Here is a 17,770-nt window from a genome sequence, read left to right as displayed (position 1 = left end):
AGGCGTCGCCGCTGTGTTCCGGGCACTCGCTGGCGGCTTCGGCGGTATCGCCGTCGGGGCGAGGGAAAGCGGTCATGTTCCGAGCGAGTCAGGCCATGGGCCCGCCCGCGGGGATTGCTCTGCCTCTGCCGGGGGCAGCTGTGGTGTTTTGACCTGTGGTGGGGGCGGCGAATGGCGCGTAGGAAGTCCTTGGCGGCGCAGTTGCTGCAGGCGTACCGGGACAGTCAGAAGGCGAAGGCCGCAGCCGCGAGGCGGGCTGAGGCGGAGCTGGCGCGTCAGGCGCGGGCCGCGGAGCGTGAGGCTGCCGAGCGGGCCAAGCAGGAAGCGCGGCGGGAACGCGAGCAGGCGCAGACGTGGATGCGGGCGCGGAAGGAGAAGCAGGCGCAGCACAGTGCCGAGTCGCGCAGGGCCGAGCAGATCGTGCGGGATCTTGAGAAACGTCAGGCGGCGCGGGCGAGGGAGCTCGAGCAGAAACGTCGTGCTGAGGTCCGCGAGAAGGCTGCGGCGGAACGGCGTGCGAAGCAGGAGAGCGCTGAGAGTTTGCGCCGGGAGTCTGCCGGCCGGACGGCCGAGGGCGAAGAGCGGCTTGAGGTGCTGACTGCGGTTCTGCGTGCCCGCCCCGGTGGGCTGCACGGGCTGCGGCTGCAGGTGGAGCAGGCGCTCGGTGAAGGAGATCTGGAAGGGCTCGCGGTCGGCGTGGAGAAGGCGCTGGGCTCCATCGGCTATCCGGAAGGACTCGGCGGTGCCCGGCGGGCGGCGTTCGCTCCGGAGTCCCGCGAGTTGGTTGTGGAGATCGAGTTGCCGGTCCAGGCGGTGGTTCCTCCGGTCACGCAGTACCGGTTCAAGGCCTCCGCTCTCCCGGCCGTGGTCCCGCAGCCGCGGAAGGAGAACGAGTGCAAGGCGTTGTACAGGGATCTGGTGGCCAGACTCGCGCTGCGGGCGATCGACGAGGCCTTCGCCGTGACACCGCCGTCGCTCGTAGACGGAGTTGCCTTTAACGGGAAAGTCCGCGCCAAAGACCGTGCCACCGGCAGGGCGATCGAGCCGTGTCTGATCAGTGTGCGGGTCAGCCGGGAGGCTTTCACTGAACTCGTGCTGGACGAGCCCGAACTCGACCCGGTGGCAAGCCTGCACCATCTGAACGCGATCGTCTCCCAGCACCCCACCCCTATGACCTCGAGCCGGTTCCTCCTGTCGTCACGTTCGACCTGACCCGGTACAAGATCGCCCCGGAGCGGGATGTCATCGCCGGCCTCGACAGCCGGCCCGACCTCGTCGCGATGGACCTGATCGACTTCGAGCACCTCATCCGGCGACTGTTCGAGAAGATCGGGCTCAAGTCGTGGGTCACCCAAGCATCCCGGGATGACGGCATCGACGCTGTCGCGGTCAACGAGGAACCCCTCATCGGCGGACTGTGCATCATCCAGGCCAAGCGCACGAAGAACGTGGTCTCCGCCGAGACGGTGCGGTCGGTCGGTCGGTCGCGGGAATCGTGAACGACAAGAGCGCTTCGAAGGGCATCGTGGTCACCACCGCGTGGTTCGGCAAGGCGAGCTGGGACTTCGCGCCCCGCAACCGTGTCGAGCTCATCGACAGCCGACATCTCAAAGCACTGCTGCTGGAACATCTCGGCATCGACGCTCTGATCGGCCTGCCCAAACCCCCGCCCGGCTGGCAGACACGCGATCTGAGCTAAAGCGCCGTCGTGTCCTTTCGGGCCGGTGTGCTGTTGGAGACAACAATCCGACACGAGAGGAACGAGCATGTCGTACGGGTACGGCGGCGGGCCCGACTGGCCGATGATCCAGGCCCGGCGGCGAGCCGAGGAAACAGCGAGATCGGCCGCTGGCGAGGCCGCGACCCACAGGGCGGCGGCCGACCGGTGGACAGCACGTCGGGTGCGACGGCGATGAAGTTACGGCGGACCAGGTCCCGGGCCGCCGGCCGCTTCCCGGGCCGGGTCAGGCTCCGTCACCGTTTCGGTCGCCGCCCGCACAGCCCCAGCTCGGCCCTCCGCGCCGCCACCGTGTTCTTGGAAACGCTCCAGCCGGCCTCGCACTGGTCGCGGGTGATCCCCGGCGAGCCGTAGGTGCTGCCCGAGGCGGCGAACAGCCGCTTGATCTCCTCATCCAGCCGCTCCTGGCGCTGCTCGCGGGCGGTGGGAGCACGGTTGATCCACTTGTAGAACCAGGACTGCGAGACCTCCAGGGCCCGGCAGGCGAGGCACCGACAGGGCCCCATTCGAAGCACGTCACCATCACAGACTCACCGACAGCCCGCGCCTTGAAGGTGGCGGATGCGTCGTTGCCACCGCTGATGCCGCCTGGGTAGGCTGCCGACAGCCATGCGGATCCCGGGCTGAAGCGCCGGGTCTGACAGCAACTCACCTCCGACCCATGCGGACGAGCCGGTAGCTCGTGCGACACGTCGGTTGGCAGGGTTCCCTCGTTCTTCTGCGGCTCAGGCGCGTGTTCGTGCCGGGGACCGCTCCTGAGATGTGATGTGAGACAGAAAATGATTCATTCGTTCATCGCGCACACGAGCCCTGGACGAAGCAGGGTGTTCGCCCTTGTGAGGAGGCCTGGGGACGAGCTGGAGGCGGTGACCACACTGGGAGCCGGCGATCTCCACCTGACCAAGGAACTGGTCAGTGCACTCAACTCCTTCCTGTACGACCGCGACGACAGCGCCCTTGAAAAGGTGCTGGACCGGGCCCCCAAACCGGTGCGCATGGCCGCGCAGCAGTACCTCAAGGACAAGTGCGAACCGGTGATGGGGGCCTTCACCGAGTGCGGGCCGGTCGAGGTCGTTCGCGAGGCTGTTTTCTTCGGGCGGATCGACGAGGAACTCGAGGAGTACCTCGAGTGTGCCTACACAATCGGGCTCGGCATCCGCATGTCGAACGAGCGTCAGCACGATGGCGGCGTCGGGTGGGTCATCCGGCTGCTCAACGACGAGGTTTCCGTGCCGGCCAGCGCCGAGCCGCGCACCTGGGCTGTCCCCACAGGGGTGAAGCTCGCGCGGACCTGGACGAGTAAGCAGCAGGCCGGCGATGCCGGTCCTGTTCGCGGCGCGCTCCAGGTGGCCGCGGATGCAACGGCCACGGGCCGGTGGGTGAGGATCCACACGCTGCTGCACAGCCGCTACGACATCGACTTCGAGGGCAGCGGAACCTCGGAATTCGCCGTCGACGTCTTCGACGCCCCCATCCCGCTGAACCAGCGGGGCGAGTAGGCCGGGGGCTGTCGCCCGGCCTACTCGCCGGATCACCCAAACCGGCGCCAGAGGGACTGCGTACAGCCGTTGCCGCCACGGACGTGGACGAGGCGGCAACGGCCGGCCGGTACGGCGAACACCAGAAGGCCGGTACGGGAGTCTTCATGATGAAATGACACGTGGTGCGTACAGGAACGTGGCTGTGTCGCGTCACAGAGTAGAGAATGGGGTTCCCGGGTGAATGACGGTGCGACACGTGAGGATTCGTCGGCGCCAACCTCGCGTTGGTTCATCTCCGCGCCGGCTGCCACAGATCTGCGCACGTTGCTGAGGGAGCTCAAGCGACGCGGTGTGGACCCTTATGTTCTTTCCGACGTGGCGCCTCTGGGAGCAAGCATCGCCCAGAGTCTGCGGCAGGCCATCGCGCAGGCGGAGACGGTGCTGGTGGTTCTGGGTAACCCTGATCAGTCTCAGAGCACCTTGTTCGAGGCCGGAGTCGCAGTAGGGATGGGCAAGCGGGTCATCGTCATTGCCGATCCCGATCAGGACACTTCTCCCGACCTCGATGGTTTGCTCACCATTCGTGCTCGACCGGACGACGTCGAGGCAGTCGCCTACGCCCTTGCCCAGGCTGAGGGGCGTCTTGTCAGGGTGACGCCTGCGACGTCCGCAGTAGAGCATGCGCTGGGCAGCACGCAGGTGAATGAGCTTCTGGAGCTGCTGCGTGAGCAGCCCATGCGTCTCGAGCGAACGGCCGTGGATGTTCTGAAGGCCGCTCTGGAGGGCAGTGGAGCGGTGGCGGTGGAAAATCCAGACCCGAAGGTCGGAGATCGTCTCGATCTCGGGGTGTGGTCGGACGACTTGGGTGCCATCGCCCTCAACCCTTTGCTCATCGAGCTGAAGCGCACGCTGTCACGCTCCGCGGTCGAGCAGACTCTCCATCTGCTGCAGCGCAGCCGCATGAACGCAGCCCTGTTGGTCTACCTCGATCCGCCAACGAACGCCGAGTTCCGTGAGGCCCTGAGGGTACCTTCCTTTCCCGTTCTGACGATCTCGCTTGAGACGCTGCTGGAACGCATGCGGGCGTCGAGTTTCGCTGAGGTCGTGCGCGATCTGAGGAACCGTGCTGTCCATGGCAGGGCGTACTCATGACGTCCATTGACCGGGGCCGTGTCGCCGCGTTCCTGACCGCCGGCGACACGGCTGCCAGCAACGCTGCACGGGGCAAGGCCTTTGAGGATCTCCTCACGTATCTCTTCGAGCTCGTCCCCGGAATCAGTGTGACCGTTCGCAACCAGCTGGATTACTTCTCATCTGAGGAGATCGACATCGCCTTCTGGAACGAGGGTGATCCCAAGGGGCTGCGCCAGTTCGACAAGATCATTCTTGTGGAGTGCAAGAACTGGTCGAAGCCTGTGGGGGCGGCGGAGGTGACACTCTTCAGCTCGAAGCTGGAGGGACGGGGCCGGCCCTTGGGAATCCTGGTCGCCGCGGCCGGCATTACTGGGGAGGCGGTTGATCGCAGTGCCGCGCACCAGATCCTCGCTCGCGCCCTGGGGCAGAAGCGGGAGATTCTGGTGGTGACCCGCAGCGAGATCGAACAGCTCTCAGACACCGACGATCTGGTGCGGCTGTTGAAACAGAAGCGGCTGCAACTGGCTGTGTCAGGCACCATCTACGGGGTGTCGTGAAGACCCGGCTGCAACCGCGACGGCGGAAGTATGGCGCGGATGGCTTCAGTGCGGGTTTCTCCACCTGGTACTCGTGAAGCCTCTGGTTTCAGACTGCGCTAAAGGCCCCCGTCGCTCCGGCCAATCAATTGAGGTGGCGGGCTTCTCGTCATTGCCCTCGTCCGAGCAGCCCCCTGGGTGGACGCCGCCGATCCGGCCCGGGACGGGTGTCACGCACTCACAGGTCTGGGGCGCTTCCACAGCGTTCTGCTCGGGGCCAGCCGGGTCAGGGGGTCAGGGCCGCGTCCTTCGGGACTGTTCTGGTCGCCCGGCGAGAGCAAGGTTGTGCACGTGGCGGCGACGGCCCGGACTGCGGGAGGGGGAACCATCGCCGCGCTGCCGAGGTCATGGACTCACCGGCGGCAGCGAAGCGACCTCGATAAGCACGCTGGCCGCCCTGGACAGCGCCCGGCACCCCCGCGCCGTCCCGGAAGACGACTGAAACGGTTTCCTGGCCTCGCCCCTCGGGCGCAGCGGGGACCCGGTCGAGGTCTGCCTGGGCCTGCGCCCGGTGGCCGAGCGCCTCGTTCGCCATTGCCCGTCTGCCGAGCACCCAGGCGTACCCAGCCGGATCAGCGCCTCGGCCTCAGAGGCGTCACCGGTCTCGACTTCCAGGGTGCAGTCGGCCCGGGTAATGGAGATGCGGATCTTGGTCGGGTACGGCTGTTCTGCAACCAAGTGGCGAGGGAACCGGCCAAGACGGTGGCGATACCGTCGGCGAGGGACACCGTGAGCAGTTCGAGACCGGCACCAAGCTCGTTCTCCGCGGGTGTGACGGGCACGACGTGCACGCGCCCCTGGGGGGCGCGTTCACCGCGGACCCCCGATCAGCGCCAGGTGATCGTCGAGTTCAGTAGCCGAGTCGAACCTGATCTGAGCATCCGTCGCCCCGGTGTCCTGGGTGCCGTGCAGCGCGTACTCCCCCTGTTGCGCGCATCTAATGCCCAGGACTACCCCCGGCTGGTACGAGGAGTCACCCTACGGGGCGGGCCCGCCTGGTTCGGCGCAGGCCCGACGAAGAGAAATCACGCCACGGCCCTGGGCCGACTCCGCGCCTTCATACCAGCGCCCCTCGACCGCCACTACCGGCGGCCCGTTACCCCTGAGCAACCAACGCTCCTGCTGAGCAGACCCCCGGAACCATCGTACAAACCGCAGGTCAAACCAACCTACAGAGGCCCACCCTCAACCCTACCTAACGGTAACTTCTACCGAACTCCGCTCTCCAAGACTGAGCAACTCTCTGGTCAGCACGTAAGGACTGCTCACCTCCAAGAGAGCCGCGACACCAGTTCTTCCACAGTGAGGCGGAGATAGCGGGCGGCCTCGACGACATGATGGAGGTGGTCGAGGCCTATCTGCGGCACCTGGCCGGAGCCCTGCTCACCCACGGCCGCGAGGCTGTGACCGGGATGGCCGGGACGGTGCGGCACCTGGAGGGGCTGGCCGGCAGCGGCCCGCTGCCCCGGATCGCCTTCGAGGAGGCCTACGGGATCCTGAAGGACCTGCCCGGAGCCGTCAAGGAGCTGGAGCCCGGCTGCCGGAGCCTCACCCGCGAGGGCGAGCGTGTCCTGATGGACAAGTTCGGCGGGTACGTCTGGCTGACCCACCCCGACCACCTGAGCGTGCCCTTCTACCAGGCCTTCGACCCGCAGGACCCGACCAAGGCGCTGAGCGCCGACCTGCTGTTCGGCGTCGGCGAGACGGTCGGCGCGGGCGAGCGCCACACCGACGTCGCCGACCTGCGCCGCGCCCTCGACCTGCACGAGGTTCCCGAGGACGCCTACGAGTGGTACGTCACCATGAACGAGCGCCACCCGATGCGAACCTCCGGCTTCGGGCTCGGCGTCGAGCGGTTCCTGCTCTGGGCGACCCAGCACGACGACATCCGTGACCTCGCCCTGCTGCTGCGCTTCAACGGCGCAAACATCCTGCCCTGACCGGCCGGAGGCCGTGGCCCCGCGCACACCTGGTGCGCAGGGCCACGGCCCGTGCCGGCGGGCGGGTGCCACCGCTCGGCAATTCTCAGATTGACTGAGTAGCTGTTGTCGTTCCGATCTTGAGGGCTGCATGTCGAACGGGGTGCTCGATCGGGTGGTTGCCGCCGGCTGCGGGCATGAAGGCAGGGCCTCTTGGTAGCTCGGGGTTGCGAAGCCAACCGAGATCCAGGAGACCCTGTTGCCGCAGTTGTACGTGCTCGCGCCGGTGGAGTTCAACTCGGCTGCACCGACGTGTGATTGTGTCGCTCGCCGGTTCGGAAACGCAGCCGATCACCCGGAACGTGTTCGGCGGTATCCCTCGGACATGACGGACGTGGAATGGGCCGTGGTCCGGCCACTGCTGCCTGTGCCGGGCTGGATGCGCGGCCGGGGCGGGCAGCCGGAGGTGTACTGCCACCGGGTGATACTCGATGCGATCCGCTACCTCGTCGACAATGGCATCAAGTGGCGGGCGATGCCGGTGGACTTCCCGCCGTGGGACCGGGTCTACGCGTTTTTCCGCCGCTGGCGCGACCATGCCCTGGTCAGGGAGTTCCACGACCGGCTGCGCGCCAGGGTCCGCGAGAGGCTGGGCCGCGACACGGAGCCGAGTGCGGGTGTGATCGACTCGCAGTCCGTCAAGGCGGACGCCGTCGTCGGCTCCGACAGCCGTGGCTTCGACGGCGGCAAGCTGGTCAACGGCCGGAAGCGGCACGTCGTGGTCGACACCCTCGGCCTGCTGACGCGCCGGCATGTACACGATCGACCAGATCTGCAGCGAGAAGCTCGCGTCGAAGTGTGAGGACGCCGGACTCGTCGAGGGGCGGTTACGGTCGAGAGGATCCGGCGGTCCGCCCGGTGCACCGGGCGGACCGCCCTGCCTGCCGCCCGGCCGGACGGTCACGGCGGAAACGCGTGGTCCCGCAGCGCGGGCATGTCGCATACGACGATGCGCTCCCGCTTCCGGACCTCGTCGAGGATTCTCCGCTCCTGGAGCTTCCGGAGACTGCGCCCGGCGGACGCAAGACTCATTCCGCACCAGTCGGCGAGCTCTCGCTGAGAGACACGCTCCAGCACGATGCCCGCATGGGTCGCTGTGCCCTCTGCTGCCACCACCCGTAGCAGCATCCGGCTGAGGCGGACGTCCGCGGTCGCCGCTCCGGCCAGATCGGCCCGGAAACCGTCGGCTTCCTCCAGCCGGTCGGCAAGTATCCGGAGGAGATTGAGCGCGATTCCGGGGTGCTGGGACAGCGCCGACGCGAATGCGCTTTTGCTGAGCACGCGTACCCGCACCGGAGTCAGGGCGACGACCGTCGCGGTCCTGCTCTCCGACCTGAGCATCGCCATCTCTCCGACGATGTCGCCCTTGGTGCGCGCCCCCAGATAGCTGCCGCTGCCATCCCGGTTGTGGCCGACGACCCGGCAACTGCCGCTGGTGAGCACGATGGCCTCCTCGCCGCGAATCGATTGCGTGAAGAGGTGCTGACCCGGCTGGTACCACCGCTTGGTGCGACCGATCCGGGTCAGTTCTCCTTGCTCGCCCTCGCTGAGACCTTCCCAGAACGTCGTGGTCGTCACGGAGCCAGAGGTTGCCAGGAATACGGCCCCCTATAGAGCAGATGCAATGTTGTGGCGGGGAACTGGCTGATTCCCTATGGGGACTTGCACGAAGGAGCTCAGGAGCAACGCATGTCCGATCACCCGAGACCAGTTCCTCCCGGCACCCGCACGGGGCACTCGCAGCGGGACGGAAGCGGCAACAGGTCCGTCAGCGTAAGCGGAAACACCACCCGGATCAGGGACTCGATCATCGCCGCCGGAAGCGTGTCCGTCACGCATATCCGCCGGAATCCCGTCCGGTCAGCCGTGCTGGCGGCGGCGGTGACCCTGACGTACGGCGGATATCTCCTGCTCGGCTCCGAGACTTCGTCGGCCGACGGGGTCGATACGTCCGTCGTGAACGAGAAGGGACTGACCGGGGCCTCGCACACGGTTGAACAGCTACGGAAGGCCGAGCGCACGGGCGACGCCGAGGCCTGGTGCGAGATAGCTCAACCGAGCGACCGCTCGTGTGCGGGCCTCATGCGGGGAGAGTTCGACCAACGGTCCCCCGAGAACCGGGCCCAGGTCGAGAACGTGACGATCGGTGACGCCCGGGAACGGCAGGGCGGTGCACAGGCGATGCTGGGCTGGAAAGGCGAGCCCCAGTATCCCCTGCACCTGGCGTGGACCAACGGACGCTGGAGAGTGGACAACTCCTCCTACATGCTGATCGGGCTGTCCGGCGGTGCCTTCCTGGTCGTGGTCGACGACCACAACGGTGAACGGAGCTTCGGTGGCTTTCCCGTTCCGTCGAGCTGACGCCGCGACCCCGACCGGCCCTGGCCCGGGCCCCGCAAGGAGCCGTGACCGGACACGCATCCCGGAACACGTCATGCTGCTCTTCGTCGACGTTGAGTCATTCGGGGGCCGCTCGGATCACGAACAACTCCGCACCCGGGAAGACCTGTACCGAGAACTGCGTGCCGCCTTCACAAGGGCGGTGTGGGACGCGTGCCCGCACGAGGACCGGGGAGACGGCGTATTGATCGTCATACCGCCGGAACTCCCCAAGCGGATGGTCCTGGGCGAGATCCTGCTGCGCCTCGACCGCGCACTGGGCGGGCGCCGACGCAGCGATCCGCTGCTGCGGCTCCGTGTCGCCGCCCACATCGGCCAGGTGCACCGCGATGCTCACGGCGTCGCGGGGACCGCCGTGAACCATGTCTTCCGGCTCTGTGACAGCGCCCCGCTGCGCCGGGCTCTCGACAGCGCCAGGAGCGACGTCGCGCTGCTGGTGTCGGACGCGGTCTACGACACCGTGGTACGAGGCGCCCAGCCCGCGATCGACGCCGAGTCGTTCTGCGAGGTCGAGGTGCTGGTCAAGGAGACCGAAGCGCGCGCATGGCTGAACGTACCGGGAGACCCGGCAACTGCTCCCGGCGTGGCACGGGAAGCAGCGGCTCGAAGCGACAGCGAGGGCGAGCGGCGCGCGGCGACGGCAGGGGTATCCGTCCACGCCGACGGCGACTTCTCGATGTCGCGCTCCATGATCGCGGGGCACGGCATCTCCGTGGCGCGCGGCGCTGGGAAATGGTGGCGGCGCCGCTGAGTTCCGCCGCGCGGGCGGAGCACATCCGTTCCGCTCCGGCAGCACGCGCCGCGGTCTGGCAGAGCGGCTGGGGACGGTATCCACTCATGACGAAGGAGTTATGCGATGGCACTATTACGTCGGTTGTCGCTCTGTGCCGGAGCGGGCTTCCTGATCTACTCGTTCGTGGACGGCTGCCTCATCGACAAGGAGCCGGCAACGAGGGCCGACGTCTGCCGGGGCTACGAGGAGCTGGGCAGCGAACTGCGGCAGTTCCGGGTCATCGACAATGCGGTGTTCCGTAAGGCGGGTACGCTCGCCGACCTGGCCGACAGATATGAAGGACCGGAGGATCTCTCCGCGGACGCCGAGAAACTCGACGGGATATCCGACTCGCACACCACGACCAGCCTCGCACTGCGGAAGGCCAGCACGCGCATCGCCGACCTCTGTGGCGCACCTCTGCCCCTGGTCGGGCTTCTGCGCTGACCTCCGACTCCAGGGCTCCCCTGGACGGGGGCGTATCGGAACGTATCTGCGGAGCCGCAGTCGACCGACGGCCTCCCGGGACGGGTACGGCCTGCGTCAGGGGAAGATGCCCTAGCCCGGTACCAGGATGCCATCCGGGTCGTAGCGGCGGCGGGCGGCATCCAGCCGGTCCCAGGCCGGACCGTAGTGGTCGCGCCAGTCGGCGGGCCGGAACGGGACGGCGACTTCTTCGAGCTGGGCGGGGGCTCGGTGCTCTGTGTCCAAGTGGCCTACCGCGCCCGGCGCGCCGGGTGGTCCATCGTGCCGAGGGACCTGTTCTCGCACCCGACCATCGAACGCCTGGCGGCGGTGGCCGTGCGTACCGCGGCCACCGCGGACGCACCCGTGTCCGGGCAGCCACCGGTGGCCGAGCCAGCTGCGCCCCACAGCGTGCGCCCGAAGCGGTCGTCCCCGGGAACACGGCGGCGACCGACACCACGGGCCCGGCCATCAGCGACGAGTTCCTGACCGCCCGTCTCGCCGAGCTGGCGCGCACGCACCGGGTGCCGGGCGCGCAGCTCGCCGTGCGCTACTCGGGGCGGCTGACCGTCGTCGAGGCAGGTGAGCGGGTAGCCGGGAGCGGCCTGCCGATCACTGCGGACACCGCGTTTCCCATCGCCTCCTTGACCAAGCCGGTGACCGCGCTGGCCGTGCAACTGCTGCAGCCGACGGGCGCCTCGACCTCGATGCCCCGATCGGCACGTACCTGCCCGAGCTCTCCGCCGCGAGCCCGGTGGGCCGGCTGACCGCACGGCAGTCCCTCGCCCACACCGGAGGTGGTCGCCGCGATCGACGAGCGGGTGCCGAGCACGGACCGGCGCCAGCGGGTGGAACGGCACGACTCCGTTGCCCAATTCCGAGCGGTCGCCGGTCAGGCTGTGAGTATGTAGGCAAGGTGTTCGAGTCTGCTGGTCCGGGGTCTGCTGAGCGGGGTGGTGCTCCAGTAGTCGTCGTCGAGGCGGATGACGTTCAGGGCGGTGGCGGAGAAGAGGTGCTGGAGGCGGACCTTGGCCAGTCTTCGGTAGCAGGCGCGGCGGATTCCGGTCATGTCCAGGGCCTGGTTGATCGTGCTCTCGACCCCGGCGCGCAGTTCGTACTTGTCCCGCCAGGTCCGGGTCTTCTGCTCGGCGCGGGCGGCAGTCTGGATCTCGTGCAGCTCTTTCGGCCGCAGGGTGAGTATCCGACTGCCCCTCCGGGAGGAGGTGCAGTGCGTCCTTGACGGGCAGGCCCGGCAGTCGGTGGAGGCGAACTGGGCGACGATGGCGGGCCTGCTGTGCTGGGTAACCGGATACGCTGATGGCGCTTTCTGAATCTCAACGAGCGCCATCAGCCCGTCCTGATGGGCCACAACGCCACTCCCCCGGCGGCCAGGGCCAATCCGCTAGCGCACCGATCTCACCCGCCATGACCAAAATCAACCACGCAAACCAGTCTTGCGGACAGGCAAAACTGCGGGGGGCTCTGATAGCGTCCCAGCTCAGCAAGTCTCCGCCCCGCACGCGCAGGGATGACACCCAGGCGGCGGAACCAGGGCCCCTTTTCGCCCTCTCCGCCCCGCACGCGCAGGGATGACACTCAGTTGCTGCCCAGCCACACATGAGCTCGGCGCTCCGCCCCGCACACGCAGGGACGATTGCCAACAATGGGCACGCAGTCCCACGCAAGCTCACCGAGCGTACCGGCGGAGGCGCGCCGACCCTGCAGCACGGTGCCCGACCCCCACACCGGGCTGGAAGGCCCGCGGCCGCTCGTCCCGAGGTGCGGGTCCGTTCAAGCGACCAGGGCGGCGAGGGCCGCGTAGGCGGCGGTCACGGCGGCGGCGAGGGTGAGCACCGCAGTAAAGGCCACGGCGGCCCGGGTGAGGGCGGCAGGGTAGGTGGCGCCGTCCAGGCGGGCGAGCTTGCCTGCACCGGCCCCGGCCAGCAGCGCGACGATCACCACGAGCACGGTGACCAGCAGAACGACAACGAGATCCACGACAATCTCCCTGTGATGGCGGGGTGTTGACGTGATCTAAGCTCCCGGAATCAGTGTTCAGCGGGGTTCACCCGGACGAGAATGGACACGGCCGAACACGTGACAACGCGGGGGAACGATGCCTGAGACGCCAGAAGAGGGAGGTCCAGACGCCGGTGACTACGGGGTGTTCCGCCGGAGGCTGGCCGACCGGCTGGCCAACGCCCAGGCCTCCTCCGCGCTGTCGAGCAAGAAGCAGCTGGCCGATCTGGCCGGCATATCGCGCACGACTCTCCACTCGGCGCTCGACCCCGAGGGTCCGCTGCCCTTGGAGCACACCGTGGCCGCGCTGGCCCGCGAGCTGAGGCTACCCGTCGGCGAGCTCCTCACGCTGCGCCGTACGGCAGCGAAGGCCTTCAGCACCCGGAACGCCTCCCGTGGCCCGACGGCATGCGTCGAGGACCCCGAAGCTGACCCCGAACCAGATGCCTTCGCGTCCCTTCGGGCCCTGGCGGCTCTGCCCCGGACCGCCGAGACGTTCGTCGGCCGCGAGGAGGAGGTGCGTACGCTTCTAGCGCCGCTCACCCCCTCTGCCAAGGACGAACGTCAGGCAGCACGGGTCCAGATGGTCGTCGGCATGGGCGGCGTGGGCAAGACCGAACTGGTCCTCCAGGTCGCAGGCCGGGCGCTGGCCGCACCCGGCTGGTGTCCCGGTGGCGTGCTGTATGCCGACCTGAACGGCTACGACCCGGTGGCTGCGCAGCAGGCCGTCGCCACCGATGTCCTGGACACCTTTCTCAGGGCCTTGGGCGTCGTCGGTGAGGCCGTTCCCCCTGGCGTCGCAGCACGATCCGCCCTTCTGCGTATGCTCCTGGCGCAACGGACCGCGGGCGGGCTGCGGACCCTGCTGGTTCTCGACAACGCCAGCAACGAGTCGCAGGTCCGGCCGCTGCTGCCGGGTGATGGAGCCACCCCCGTCCTGGTGACCTCACGCACCACTTTGGCCATCGGCGCCCGTGTACACGAGCTCGGCTCCCTGACAGCCGCCGCCTCACTCGAGCTGCTCCGGGCAACACTGCGCCAGGCATGTGGGGACGAGGACACCCGGGTCGATGACGAGATCGACGCGGCCCGCGCGATGACCGAGCTGTGCGGTGGGCTGCCGCTGGCGCTTCACATCGTCTCGGGGCTGCTCGTCGACACCGCGCGTCGCCCGCTTTCTGCTCTGGCCGCGGCCCTACAGGACGCACGGACCAGGCTCGAACGGTTGAGCCATGCGGACCAGACCGTCACCGCCGCCTTCGAACTCTCCTACCGCGCGCTCACCGCGGAGCAGGCGAAGCTGTTCCGGTTGCTGTCGCTCAATCCCGGCCCGGAGCTCTCCACCGCAGCGGCCATGAGCCTGTTGGACGCCACCGACGCCCACGATGCGGAGCGCGCCCTGCAGGATCTGGTGCGGGCGCACCTTGCGGAGCCTTCCACGGTGTGGGGCCGCTGGCGCATGCACGATCTGCTGCGACTGCACGCTGAGGAGCACGGGATCGCGTGTGCGGCCGCGGACGGGAGGGATGCCGCCCGCGAGCGCCTGCTAGGCCACTACCTGCGCACGACCCGCGCCGCCGTCGCCCAGTTGCCCCAGCAGCTCGTCCCTCCGACCGCGGGCTTCGCGGACCGACGGCAGGCGATGGCCTGGCTGGAGACGGAAAGGGCGAATCTGGTCGCGGCGTCACTCAGCGCGCCGCAGGACAGTGCGGCGTACGGATACCTGGCCTTGGCTCTGGGCGCTTTCTTCGATCGGGGGCGTCACTACGACGACTGGATCACGACGGGCACGCAGGCAGCGTCAGCGTTCCGCGCCTGCGGCGCGGTACTCCAAGAGGCCCAGGCCCTCAATTTCACCGGCCTCGCCCTACGTCAGGCGGGCGACGTCTCTCAGGCAGTGGCAAACCATGAGCGCGCTCTGGAACTGTTCAGGCAGGCGGACGACCTGCACGGTCAGGCGCAGGCGCTCAACAACCTCGGGCTGTGCCACCAGCAGTCGCACCAGGCCTCCCTGGCGCTACGTGAGCACCGGGAGGCGGCCGGCATGTACAAGGAAACGGGCGACATTCGCGGCCGGGCTCAAGCCCTCAACAACCTGGGGCTCGCCCAATGTCGCATCCGCGAGTTCCACCAGGCGCTCGCGACGTACGAGCGAGCCCGGACACTGTTCGCCGAAGCAGGCGACCGGTACGGCGACGCCCAGGTACTCAACAATGCGGGTTCGTGCCATCGGGAGATGCGGGAGCCGGCGAAGGCGGTCGTCGCGCATCGGGCCGCAGCCGCACTCTACGGCGAGCTCGGAGACGTCCACGCTGAGGCAGGTTCCTGGCTCAACGCAGGGCTCACCCTCAACACCAGCAGGCGGCCGGACGAGGCACGGCCAGCGCTGGAGCGCGCCCGCGACTGCTACAGCGACGTGGGCGACGCACCGGGCACTGCAAACGCGCTGAACGGTCTGGGGGCGGCCCTCTTGGCCCAGGGACAGGCACAGGAGGCACTGCAGGCCCATGCTTCGGCACTGACCGTCTTCATGGACCTGGGGGACCAGGCCGGCCAGGCGACGACACTGAGCCTGCGGGGCCTGGCGCAGAAGAACGGGGAGGATCGGGCAGGGATGCTGGATTCCTTCAGGGCAGCTGCCGACCTTTTCCACCAGCTCGGGGACCAGGCCGGAGAGGCAGCTGCCCGTGCCGAACTGTCCCTGGACCGCATGCGGTGGGCGACGGACTTCGGCGGCTTCGAAGGCGCGTGAACCGTAGCCCCCCACCAAGGCTGTGCCCCTGCCGGACATATCGAGGGGCGGGCGAGGAACTCAAGGACTACGTCACTGCACTGGTCCAGGCGCCTGATCGCCTATCTCGCACACCGAACACCACGTGCATCGAGTACGGGTCTACCTCCACCGGTACCGGCGAGATACGGCCCGCCCCGGCCACGCGATCCTCGCCCAGCCGCTCCCACGCGCCACGCTCACGCTGTTGGAAGCCCGGCACCAGCTTGCCCAGCTCCCGCAAGCCCGCCAGTGACACCGTCAGCGACCGCGACTGCTCCTCGCCCACACCCAGGCCTTCGCCGATCACCGCACGCTGCGACGAGCTCAAGATCCTGTCCCACAGCACCGCTGCATCCGCCGCGTCATCCAGCATCCGGAACAGCAGCGGATACGACGTCCAAGTCGCTGACTCAAACTCCGCCCACGCCCCGAGGTCGATACCGCGCATCCTCAACCACCCCCACCCACAGTCCCCTTCAGCCGCATTCGCGCTTACCTGCACCAATCGATCACGTAACGACCAGTACACTAGACTTACTTCACGTCACCGATGACGCACACGGCCCACCCCGCACACGCTGGGATGATTCGACCGAGCCGCGTCCGCCGGATCAGGAGGCGTACTCCGCCCAGCACAGGCAGGGATGACTCCTGCTCACCCGGGAGCCGCAGGTTCTGCCCGTATACTCCGCCCCGCACGCGCAGGGATGACTCACGGCGGCATCAGGCCTGTGGTCTCAGTGGCATCTCCGCCCCGCACGCGCAGGGTTGACTCAGCGCAGAAGAGGCAGACCGGCATCGAAGTGCTGTCCCGTAAATGATCTTCGGGTTGCCTCGGGCATGGTTGGCCGCTGTGCGGCCCGCTCGCTTATCCGGCGAGGGCGAGGCTGTGCATCCGGGCGAGCCGAGCATGGCGTGATGGACGCCGTCGCCTTTGAGGCGGCAGTCGCGGAGGATCTTCCATGTCTTCATGCGGGCGAAGGCGTGCTCGACGCGGGCTCGGACCTGCTCGTGGGACTTGTTGTGTTCCTCTTTCCAGTCCGGGAGTCCGGCCTGGCCGCGCTCGCGGCGGTGCGGGATGACGAGTCCGGTGCCCGGGTAGCCGCCGTCGGCGATCGTCATAGTCTTGCCGACGACGGCCTTGGCGCCGGACTCCTCCCATGCCTTGCAGTCGTTGCGGTTCCCGGCGAGCGGCCGGCCGACCACGACGACCAGGCGGGTGTCGGCGTCGATGACGACCTGGTGGTTGGTGGAGTACCGGTAGTTCTTCGACCGCTCGGCAATGGTGTGGTCGCGGGTGGGGACCAGGGTGCCGTCCACGATGAGCACGGTGTCCCTGGCGAACCTCTTGCGGGGCTGAAGCGCGAGCATCGGCCCGAGGTGGTCAATGATGCGGTCCGCCGCCGACTTGGACACCCCGAACAGCGGGGCGAGTTGCCGCATGGTCAGGTTCGTGCGCCAGTAGGCCACAGCAGGGCCCGGTCCTCCAGAGAAGGGCGCCACGGCCGGCCCTTGCGGGCGGCGTCCGCACCCTGGCGCCGCAGAACGGTCACCAGCTTCCCGAACTGCCTCGCGCTCAGCCCGCTGAACGGGGCTATCCAGGACGGCTCCGACGCCGTGATCACACCAGCCACGGCGAGATCGTCTCATCTTGATCATGCTGCGGGGCACGCCAGCCTCTGACGGGACACATCTCGGTCGCCCGGACGGATTCGGCATGAGAGCCTCACGCCCGTGGCTACTGAAACCGAGGTGGGAGAGCTGTTGCACCAGCGCGGCTGGCGGACGACATTCACGGTCACCCAAAGGGTGAACGCGTGGGCTGCCCTGGTGAGCGTCATCGAGCGCGGCTACGGCGACGACATCTACGAGTACACCAACGACCTCTACTGCCGAAACTGGCTGCACGAAGCGTGGCTCCTGCTGGACGAACACGTCGTCCAGCTCTGGACCCCGCGGATCAAAGCCCTGGACGCCCAATACAAGGCCGCGACCATCGACGACGACGGCCAAGCACTCGATCAGTTCCACAGGCTGCCCGGCCCCGACCTGTGGTGGTGGCGGCGCCACCCCCGCATCCTCACCGGAGACCTCGGGCGTTCGCTTCGCTCGGCCGGCGCCATCGGCGCCGATCCGGACACGGCATGACCCTCAGCCTCGTGGGATTACGAGACAGCACTTAGCCGAATTCCGCCCAGCTGGAAGAACCTGCAGGTCAAGTAGGGTTAACTATCGGCATTCTCACTTCAATGTCCTGCAGTTTCCCATCTGACGTCACATCAACTTCTCACCGGCTGCCGCCCTTGATTCTGCCGAGGATCAGCAAATGAGCACGTGACAAGGGCTGCAGCAACAGCGGAACATATGACGTCGAGCTGAGAACTTCGCCGGACATCAAAGTGAGACTCAGCAA

Annotated in this window: 20 protein-coding genes and 3 pseudogenes; 15 read left to right on the top strand and 8 right to left on the bottom strand. The window is 67.9% G+C overall.

What is annotated here, in order from left to right; genetic code table 11:
* The first annotated feature begins 171 nt into the window (after window positions 1–171).
* From GCN81_RS18725 to GCN81_RS32450, 3 genes are all read left to right on the top strand, one after another.
* On the top strand, window positions 172–1,212 hold the full coding sequence (locus GCN81_RS18725; RefSeq protein ID WP_197287617.1) for a coiled-coil domain-containing protein: 1,041 nt from the start codon (window positions 172–174) through the stop codon (window positions 1,210–1,212).
* Between the two features lie 68 nt (window positions 1,213–1,280).
* Entirely contained in the window at window positions 1,281–1,499 is a 219-nt protein-coding gene (locus GCN81_RS32455; protein ID WP_231626832.1) for a restriction endonuclease, read from the top strand.
* Window positions 1,496–1,699, top strand: a complete 204-nt coding sequence (locus GCN81_RS32450; protein WP_231626831.1) for a restriction endonuclease — start codon at window positions 1,496–1,498, stop codon at window positions 1,697–1,699. Before GCN81_RS32455 ends, GCN81_RS32450 begins: the two co-directional genes overlap by 4 nt.
* A gap of 275 nt (window positions 1,700–1,974) precedes the next feature.
* Here the strand turns inward: GCN81_RS32450 and GCN81_RS18720 are convergent, their stop codons facing one another.
* Entirely contained in the window at window positions 1,975–2,244 is a 270-nt protein-coding gene (locus tag GCN81_RS18720) for an IS3 family transposase (RefSeq protein WP_156724767.1), read from the bottom strand.
* A gap of 360 nt (window positions 2,245–2,604) precedes the next feature.
* Between GCN81_RS18720 and GCN81_RS18715 the strand changes: the two genes are divergently transcribed.
* The 3 genes from GCN81_RS18715 (at window position 2,605) to GCN81_RS18705 (ending at window position 4,910) form a co-directional block, all read left to right on the top strand.
* Entirely contained in the window at window positions 2,605–3,237 is a 633-nt protein-coding gene (locus tag GCN81_RS18715; RefSeq protein WP_156724768.1) for a hypothetical protein, read from the top strand.
* Between the two features lie 219 nt (window positions 3,238–3,456).
* Window positions 3,457–4,371 carry a hypothetical protein gene (locus GCN81_RS18710; RefSeq protein ID WP_156724769.1) on the top strand — a complete coding sequence of 305 codons (915 nt, stop codon included), beginning with the start codon at window positions 3,457–3,459 and terminating at the stop codon, window positions 4,369–4,371.
* Window positions 4,368–4,910, top strand: coding sequence for a restriction endonuclease (locus tag GCN81_RS18705; RefSeq protein ID WP_156724770.1), 543 nt, complete (start codon window positions 4,368–4,370; stop codon window positions 4,908–4,910). Before GCN81_RS18710 ends, GCN81_RS18705 begins: the two co-directional genes overlap by 4 nt.
* A gap of 611 nt (window positions 4,911–5,521) precedes the next feature.
* On the opposite strand, the pseudogene GCN81_RS33010 reads toward GCN81_RS18705, so the two are convergent.
* Window positions 5,522–5,755, bottom strand: a pseudogene (locus tag GCN81_RS33010) (effector-associated constant component EACC1); the annotation flags it as partial.
* A gap of 480 nt (window positions 5,756–6,235) precedes the next feature.
* Between GCN81_RS33010 and GCN81_RS18700 the strand changes: the two are divergent.
* Both GCN81_RS18700 and GCN81_RS18695 read left to right on the top strand, forming a co-directional pair.
* Window positions 6,236–6,889, top strand: a pseudogene (locus tag GCN81_RS18700) (amino acid--tRNA ligase-related protein); the annotation flags it as partial.
* Window positions 6,890–7,253: 364 nt separating this feature from the next.
* On the top strand, window positions 7,254–7,730 hold the full coding sequence (locus GCN81_RS18695) for a transposase (RefSeq protein ID WP_231626693.1): 477 nt from the start codon (window positions 7,254–7,256) through the stop codon (window positions 7,728–7,730).
* 98 nt (window positions 7,731–7,828) lie between these two features.
* Here the strand turns inward: GCN81_RS18695 and GCN81_RS18690 are convergent, their stop codons facing one another.
* On the bottom strand, window positions 7,829–8,506 hold the full coding sequence (locus GCN81_RS18690; RefSeq protein WP_156724772.1) for a Crp/Fnr family transcriptional regulator: 678 nt from the start codon (window positions 8,504–8,506) through the stop codon (window positions 7,829–7,831).
* Window positions 8,507–8,617: 111 nt separating this feature from the next.
* Here GCN81_RS18690 and GCN81_RS18685 point away from each other — a divergent pair, with 111 nt between their 5' ends.
* The 3 genes from GCN81_RS18685 (at window position 8,618) to GCN81_RS18675 (ending at window position 10,547) form a co-directional block, all read left to right on the top strand.
* On the top strand, window positions 8,618–9,289 hold the full coding sequence (locus tag GCN81_RS18685) for a hypothetical protein (RefSeq protein ID WP_156724773.1): 672 nt from the start codon (window positions 8,618–8,620) through the stop codon (window positions 9,287–9,289).
* A 73-nt stretch (window positions 9,290–9,362) separates the two neighbouring features.
* Entirely contained in the window at window positions 9,363–10,079 is a 717-nt protein-coding gene (locus tag GCN81_RS18680) for an adenylate/guanylate cyclase (protein ID WP_156724774.1), read from the top strand.
* A 105-nt stretch (window positions 10,080–10,184) separates the two neighbouring features.
* The gene (locus GCN81_RS18675; protein WP_156724775.1) at window positions 10,185–10,547 is read left to right on the top strand and encodes a molybdenum ABC transporter substrate-binding protein; all 363 of its coding nucleotides are present in this window, start codon (window positions 10,185–10,187) and stop codon (window positions 10,545–10,547) included.
* Window positions 10,548–10,658: 111 nt separating this feature from the next.
* On the opposite strand, the gene GCN81_RS32445 is transcribed toward GCN81_RS18675, so the two are convergent.
* On the bottom strand, window positions 10,659–10,811 hold the full coding sequence (locus GCN81_RS32445; protein WP_231626694.1) for a hypothetical protein: 153 nt from the start codon (window positions 10,809–10,811) through the stop codon (window positions 10,659–10,661).
* Between GCN81_RS32445 and GCN81_RS33005 the strand changes: the two genes are divergently transcribed.
* Window positions 10,797–11,054 (top strand): hypothetical protein, encoded by a 258-nt coding sequence (locus tag GCN81_RS33005; protein WP_407697988.1) that lies wholly within the window; start codon window positions 10,797–10,799, stop codon window positions 11,052–11,054. The genes GCN81_RS32445 and GCN81_RS33005 overlap by 15 nt on opposite strands.
* Window positions 11,055–11,089: 35 nt before the next feature.
* A complete protein-coding gene (locus tag GCN81_RS31915) occupies window positions 11,090–11,332 on the top strand; it encodes a serine hydrolase (protein ID WP_197287618.1) in 243 nt (80 codons plus the stop codon).
* 125 nt (window positions 11,333–11,457) lie between these two features.
* Here GCN81_RS31915 and GCN81_RS18660 read toward each other — a convergent pair whose 3' ends face one another.
* Window positions 11,458–11,913: a transposase gene (locus GCN81_RS18660; protein ID WP_156724777.1), complete on the bottom strand. Its 456-nt coding sequence runs from the start codon at window positions 11,911–11,913 to the stop codon at window positions 11,458–11,460.
* A 443-nt stretch (window positions 11,914–12,356) separates the two neighbouring features.
* The gene (locus tag GCN81_RS18655) at window positions 12,357–12,563 is read right to left on the bottom strand and encodes a hypothetical protein (protein WP_156724778.1); all 207 of its coding nucleotides are present in this window, start codon (window positions 12,561–12,563) and stop codon (window positions 12,357–12,359) included.
* 118 nt (window positions 12,564–12,681) lie between these two features.
* Between GCN81_RS18655 and GCN81_RS18650 the strand changes: the two genes are divergently transcribed.
* Window positions 12,682–15,336 carry a tetratricopeptide repeat protein gene (locus GCN81_RS18650; protein ID WP_156724779.1) on the top strand — a complete coding sequence of 885 codons (2,655 nt, stop codon included), beginning with the start codon at window positions 12,682–12,684 and terminating at the stop codon, window positions 15,334–15,336.
* Between the two features lie 67 nt (window positions 15,337–15,403).
* On the opposite strand, the gene GCN81_RS18645 is transcribed toward GCN81_RS18650, so the two are convergent.
* Window positions 15,404–15,805 carry an HD domain-containing protein gene (locus GCN81_RS18645; RefSeq protein WP_156724780.1) on the bottom strand — a complete coding sequence of 134 codons (402 nt, stop codon included), beginning with the start codon at window positions 15,803–15,805 and terminating at the stop codon, window positions 15,404–15,406.
* Window positions 15,806–16,225: 420 nt separating this feature from the next.
* Window positions 16,226–16,991 (bottom strand): annotated as a pseudogene (locus GCN81_RS18640) (transposase).
* A 100-nt stretch (window positions 16,992–17,091) separates the two neighbouring features.
* Here GCN81_RS18640 and GCN81_RS18635 point away from each other — a divergent pair.
* Window positions 17,092–17,505, top strand: coding sequence for a hypothetical protein (locus GCN81_RS18635; protein WP_156724781.1), 414 nt, complete (start codon window positions 17,092–17,094; stop codon window positions 17,503–17,505).
* Window positions 17,506–17,770: the final 265 nt, after the last annotated feature.

The organism is Streptomyces apocyni, from assembly GCF_009739465.1.
In the GTDB taxonomy this organism is placed as follows: domain Bacteria; phylum Actinomycetota; class Actinomycetes; order Streptomycetales; family Streptomycetaceae; genus Streptomyces; species Streptomyces apocyni.
This window is presented reverse-complemented; position numbering and strand designations above follow the sequence as displayed.

Excerpts from the sequence above, each read along its gene's own strand:
- GCN81_RS18650 (WP_156724779.1), top strand. The coding sequence starts at position 12,682 with ATGCCTGAGACGCCAGAAGAGGGAGGTCCAGACGCCGGTGACTACGGG.
- GCN81_RS18675 (WP_156724775.1), top strand. The coding sequence starts at position 10,185 with ATGGCACTATTACGTCGGTTGTCGCTCTGTGCCGGAGCGGGCTTCCTG.
- GCN81_RS18680 (WP_156724774.1), top strand. The coding sequence starts at position 9,363 with ATGCTGCTCTTCGTCGACGTTGAGTCATTCGGGGGCCGCTCGGATCAC.
- GCN81_RS18720 (WP_156724767.1), bottom strand. The coding sequence starts at position 2,244 with ATGGGGCCCTGTCGGTGCCTCGCCTGCCGGGCCCTGGAGGTCTCGCAG.
- GCN81_RS18645 (WP_156724780.1), bottom strand. The coding sequence starts at position 15,805 with ATGCGCGGTATCGACCTCGGGGCGTGGGCGGAGTTTGAGTCAGCGACT.
- GCN81_RS18660 (WP_156724777.1), bottom strand. The coding sequence starts at position 11,913 with ATGGCGCTCGTTGAGATTCAGAAAGCGCCATCAGCGTATCCGGTTACC.
- GCN81_RS18685 (WP_156724773.1), top strand. The coding sequence starts at position 8,618 with ATGTCCGATCACCCGAGACCAGTTCCTCCCGGCACCCGCACGGGGCAC.
- GCN81_RS18695 (WP_231626693.1), top strand. The coding sequence starts at position 7,254 with ATGACGGACGTGGAATGGGCCGTGGTCCGGCCACTGCTGCCTGTGCCG.
- GCN81_RS32455 (WP_231626832.1), top strand. The coding sequence starts at position 1,281 with ATGGACCTGATCGACTTCGAGCACCTCATCCGGCGACTGTTCGAGAAG.
- GCN81_RS18725 (WP_197287617.1), top strand. The coding sequence starts at position 172 with ATGGCGCGTAGGAAGTCCTTGGCGGCGCAGTTGCTGCAGGCGTACCGG.
- GCN81_RS18705 (WP_156724770.1), top strand. The coding sequence starts at position 4,368 with ATGACGTCCATTGACCGGGGCCGTGTCGCCGCGTTCCTGACCGCCGGC.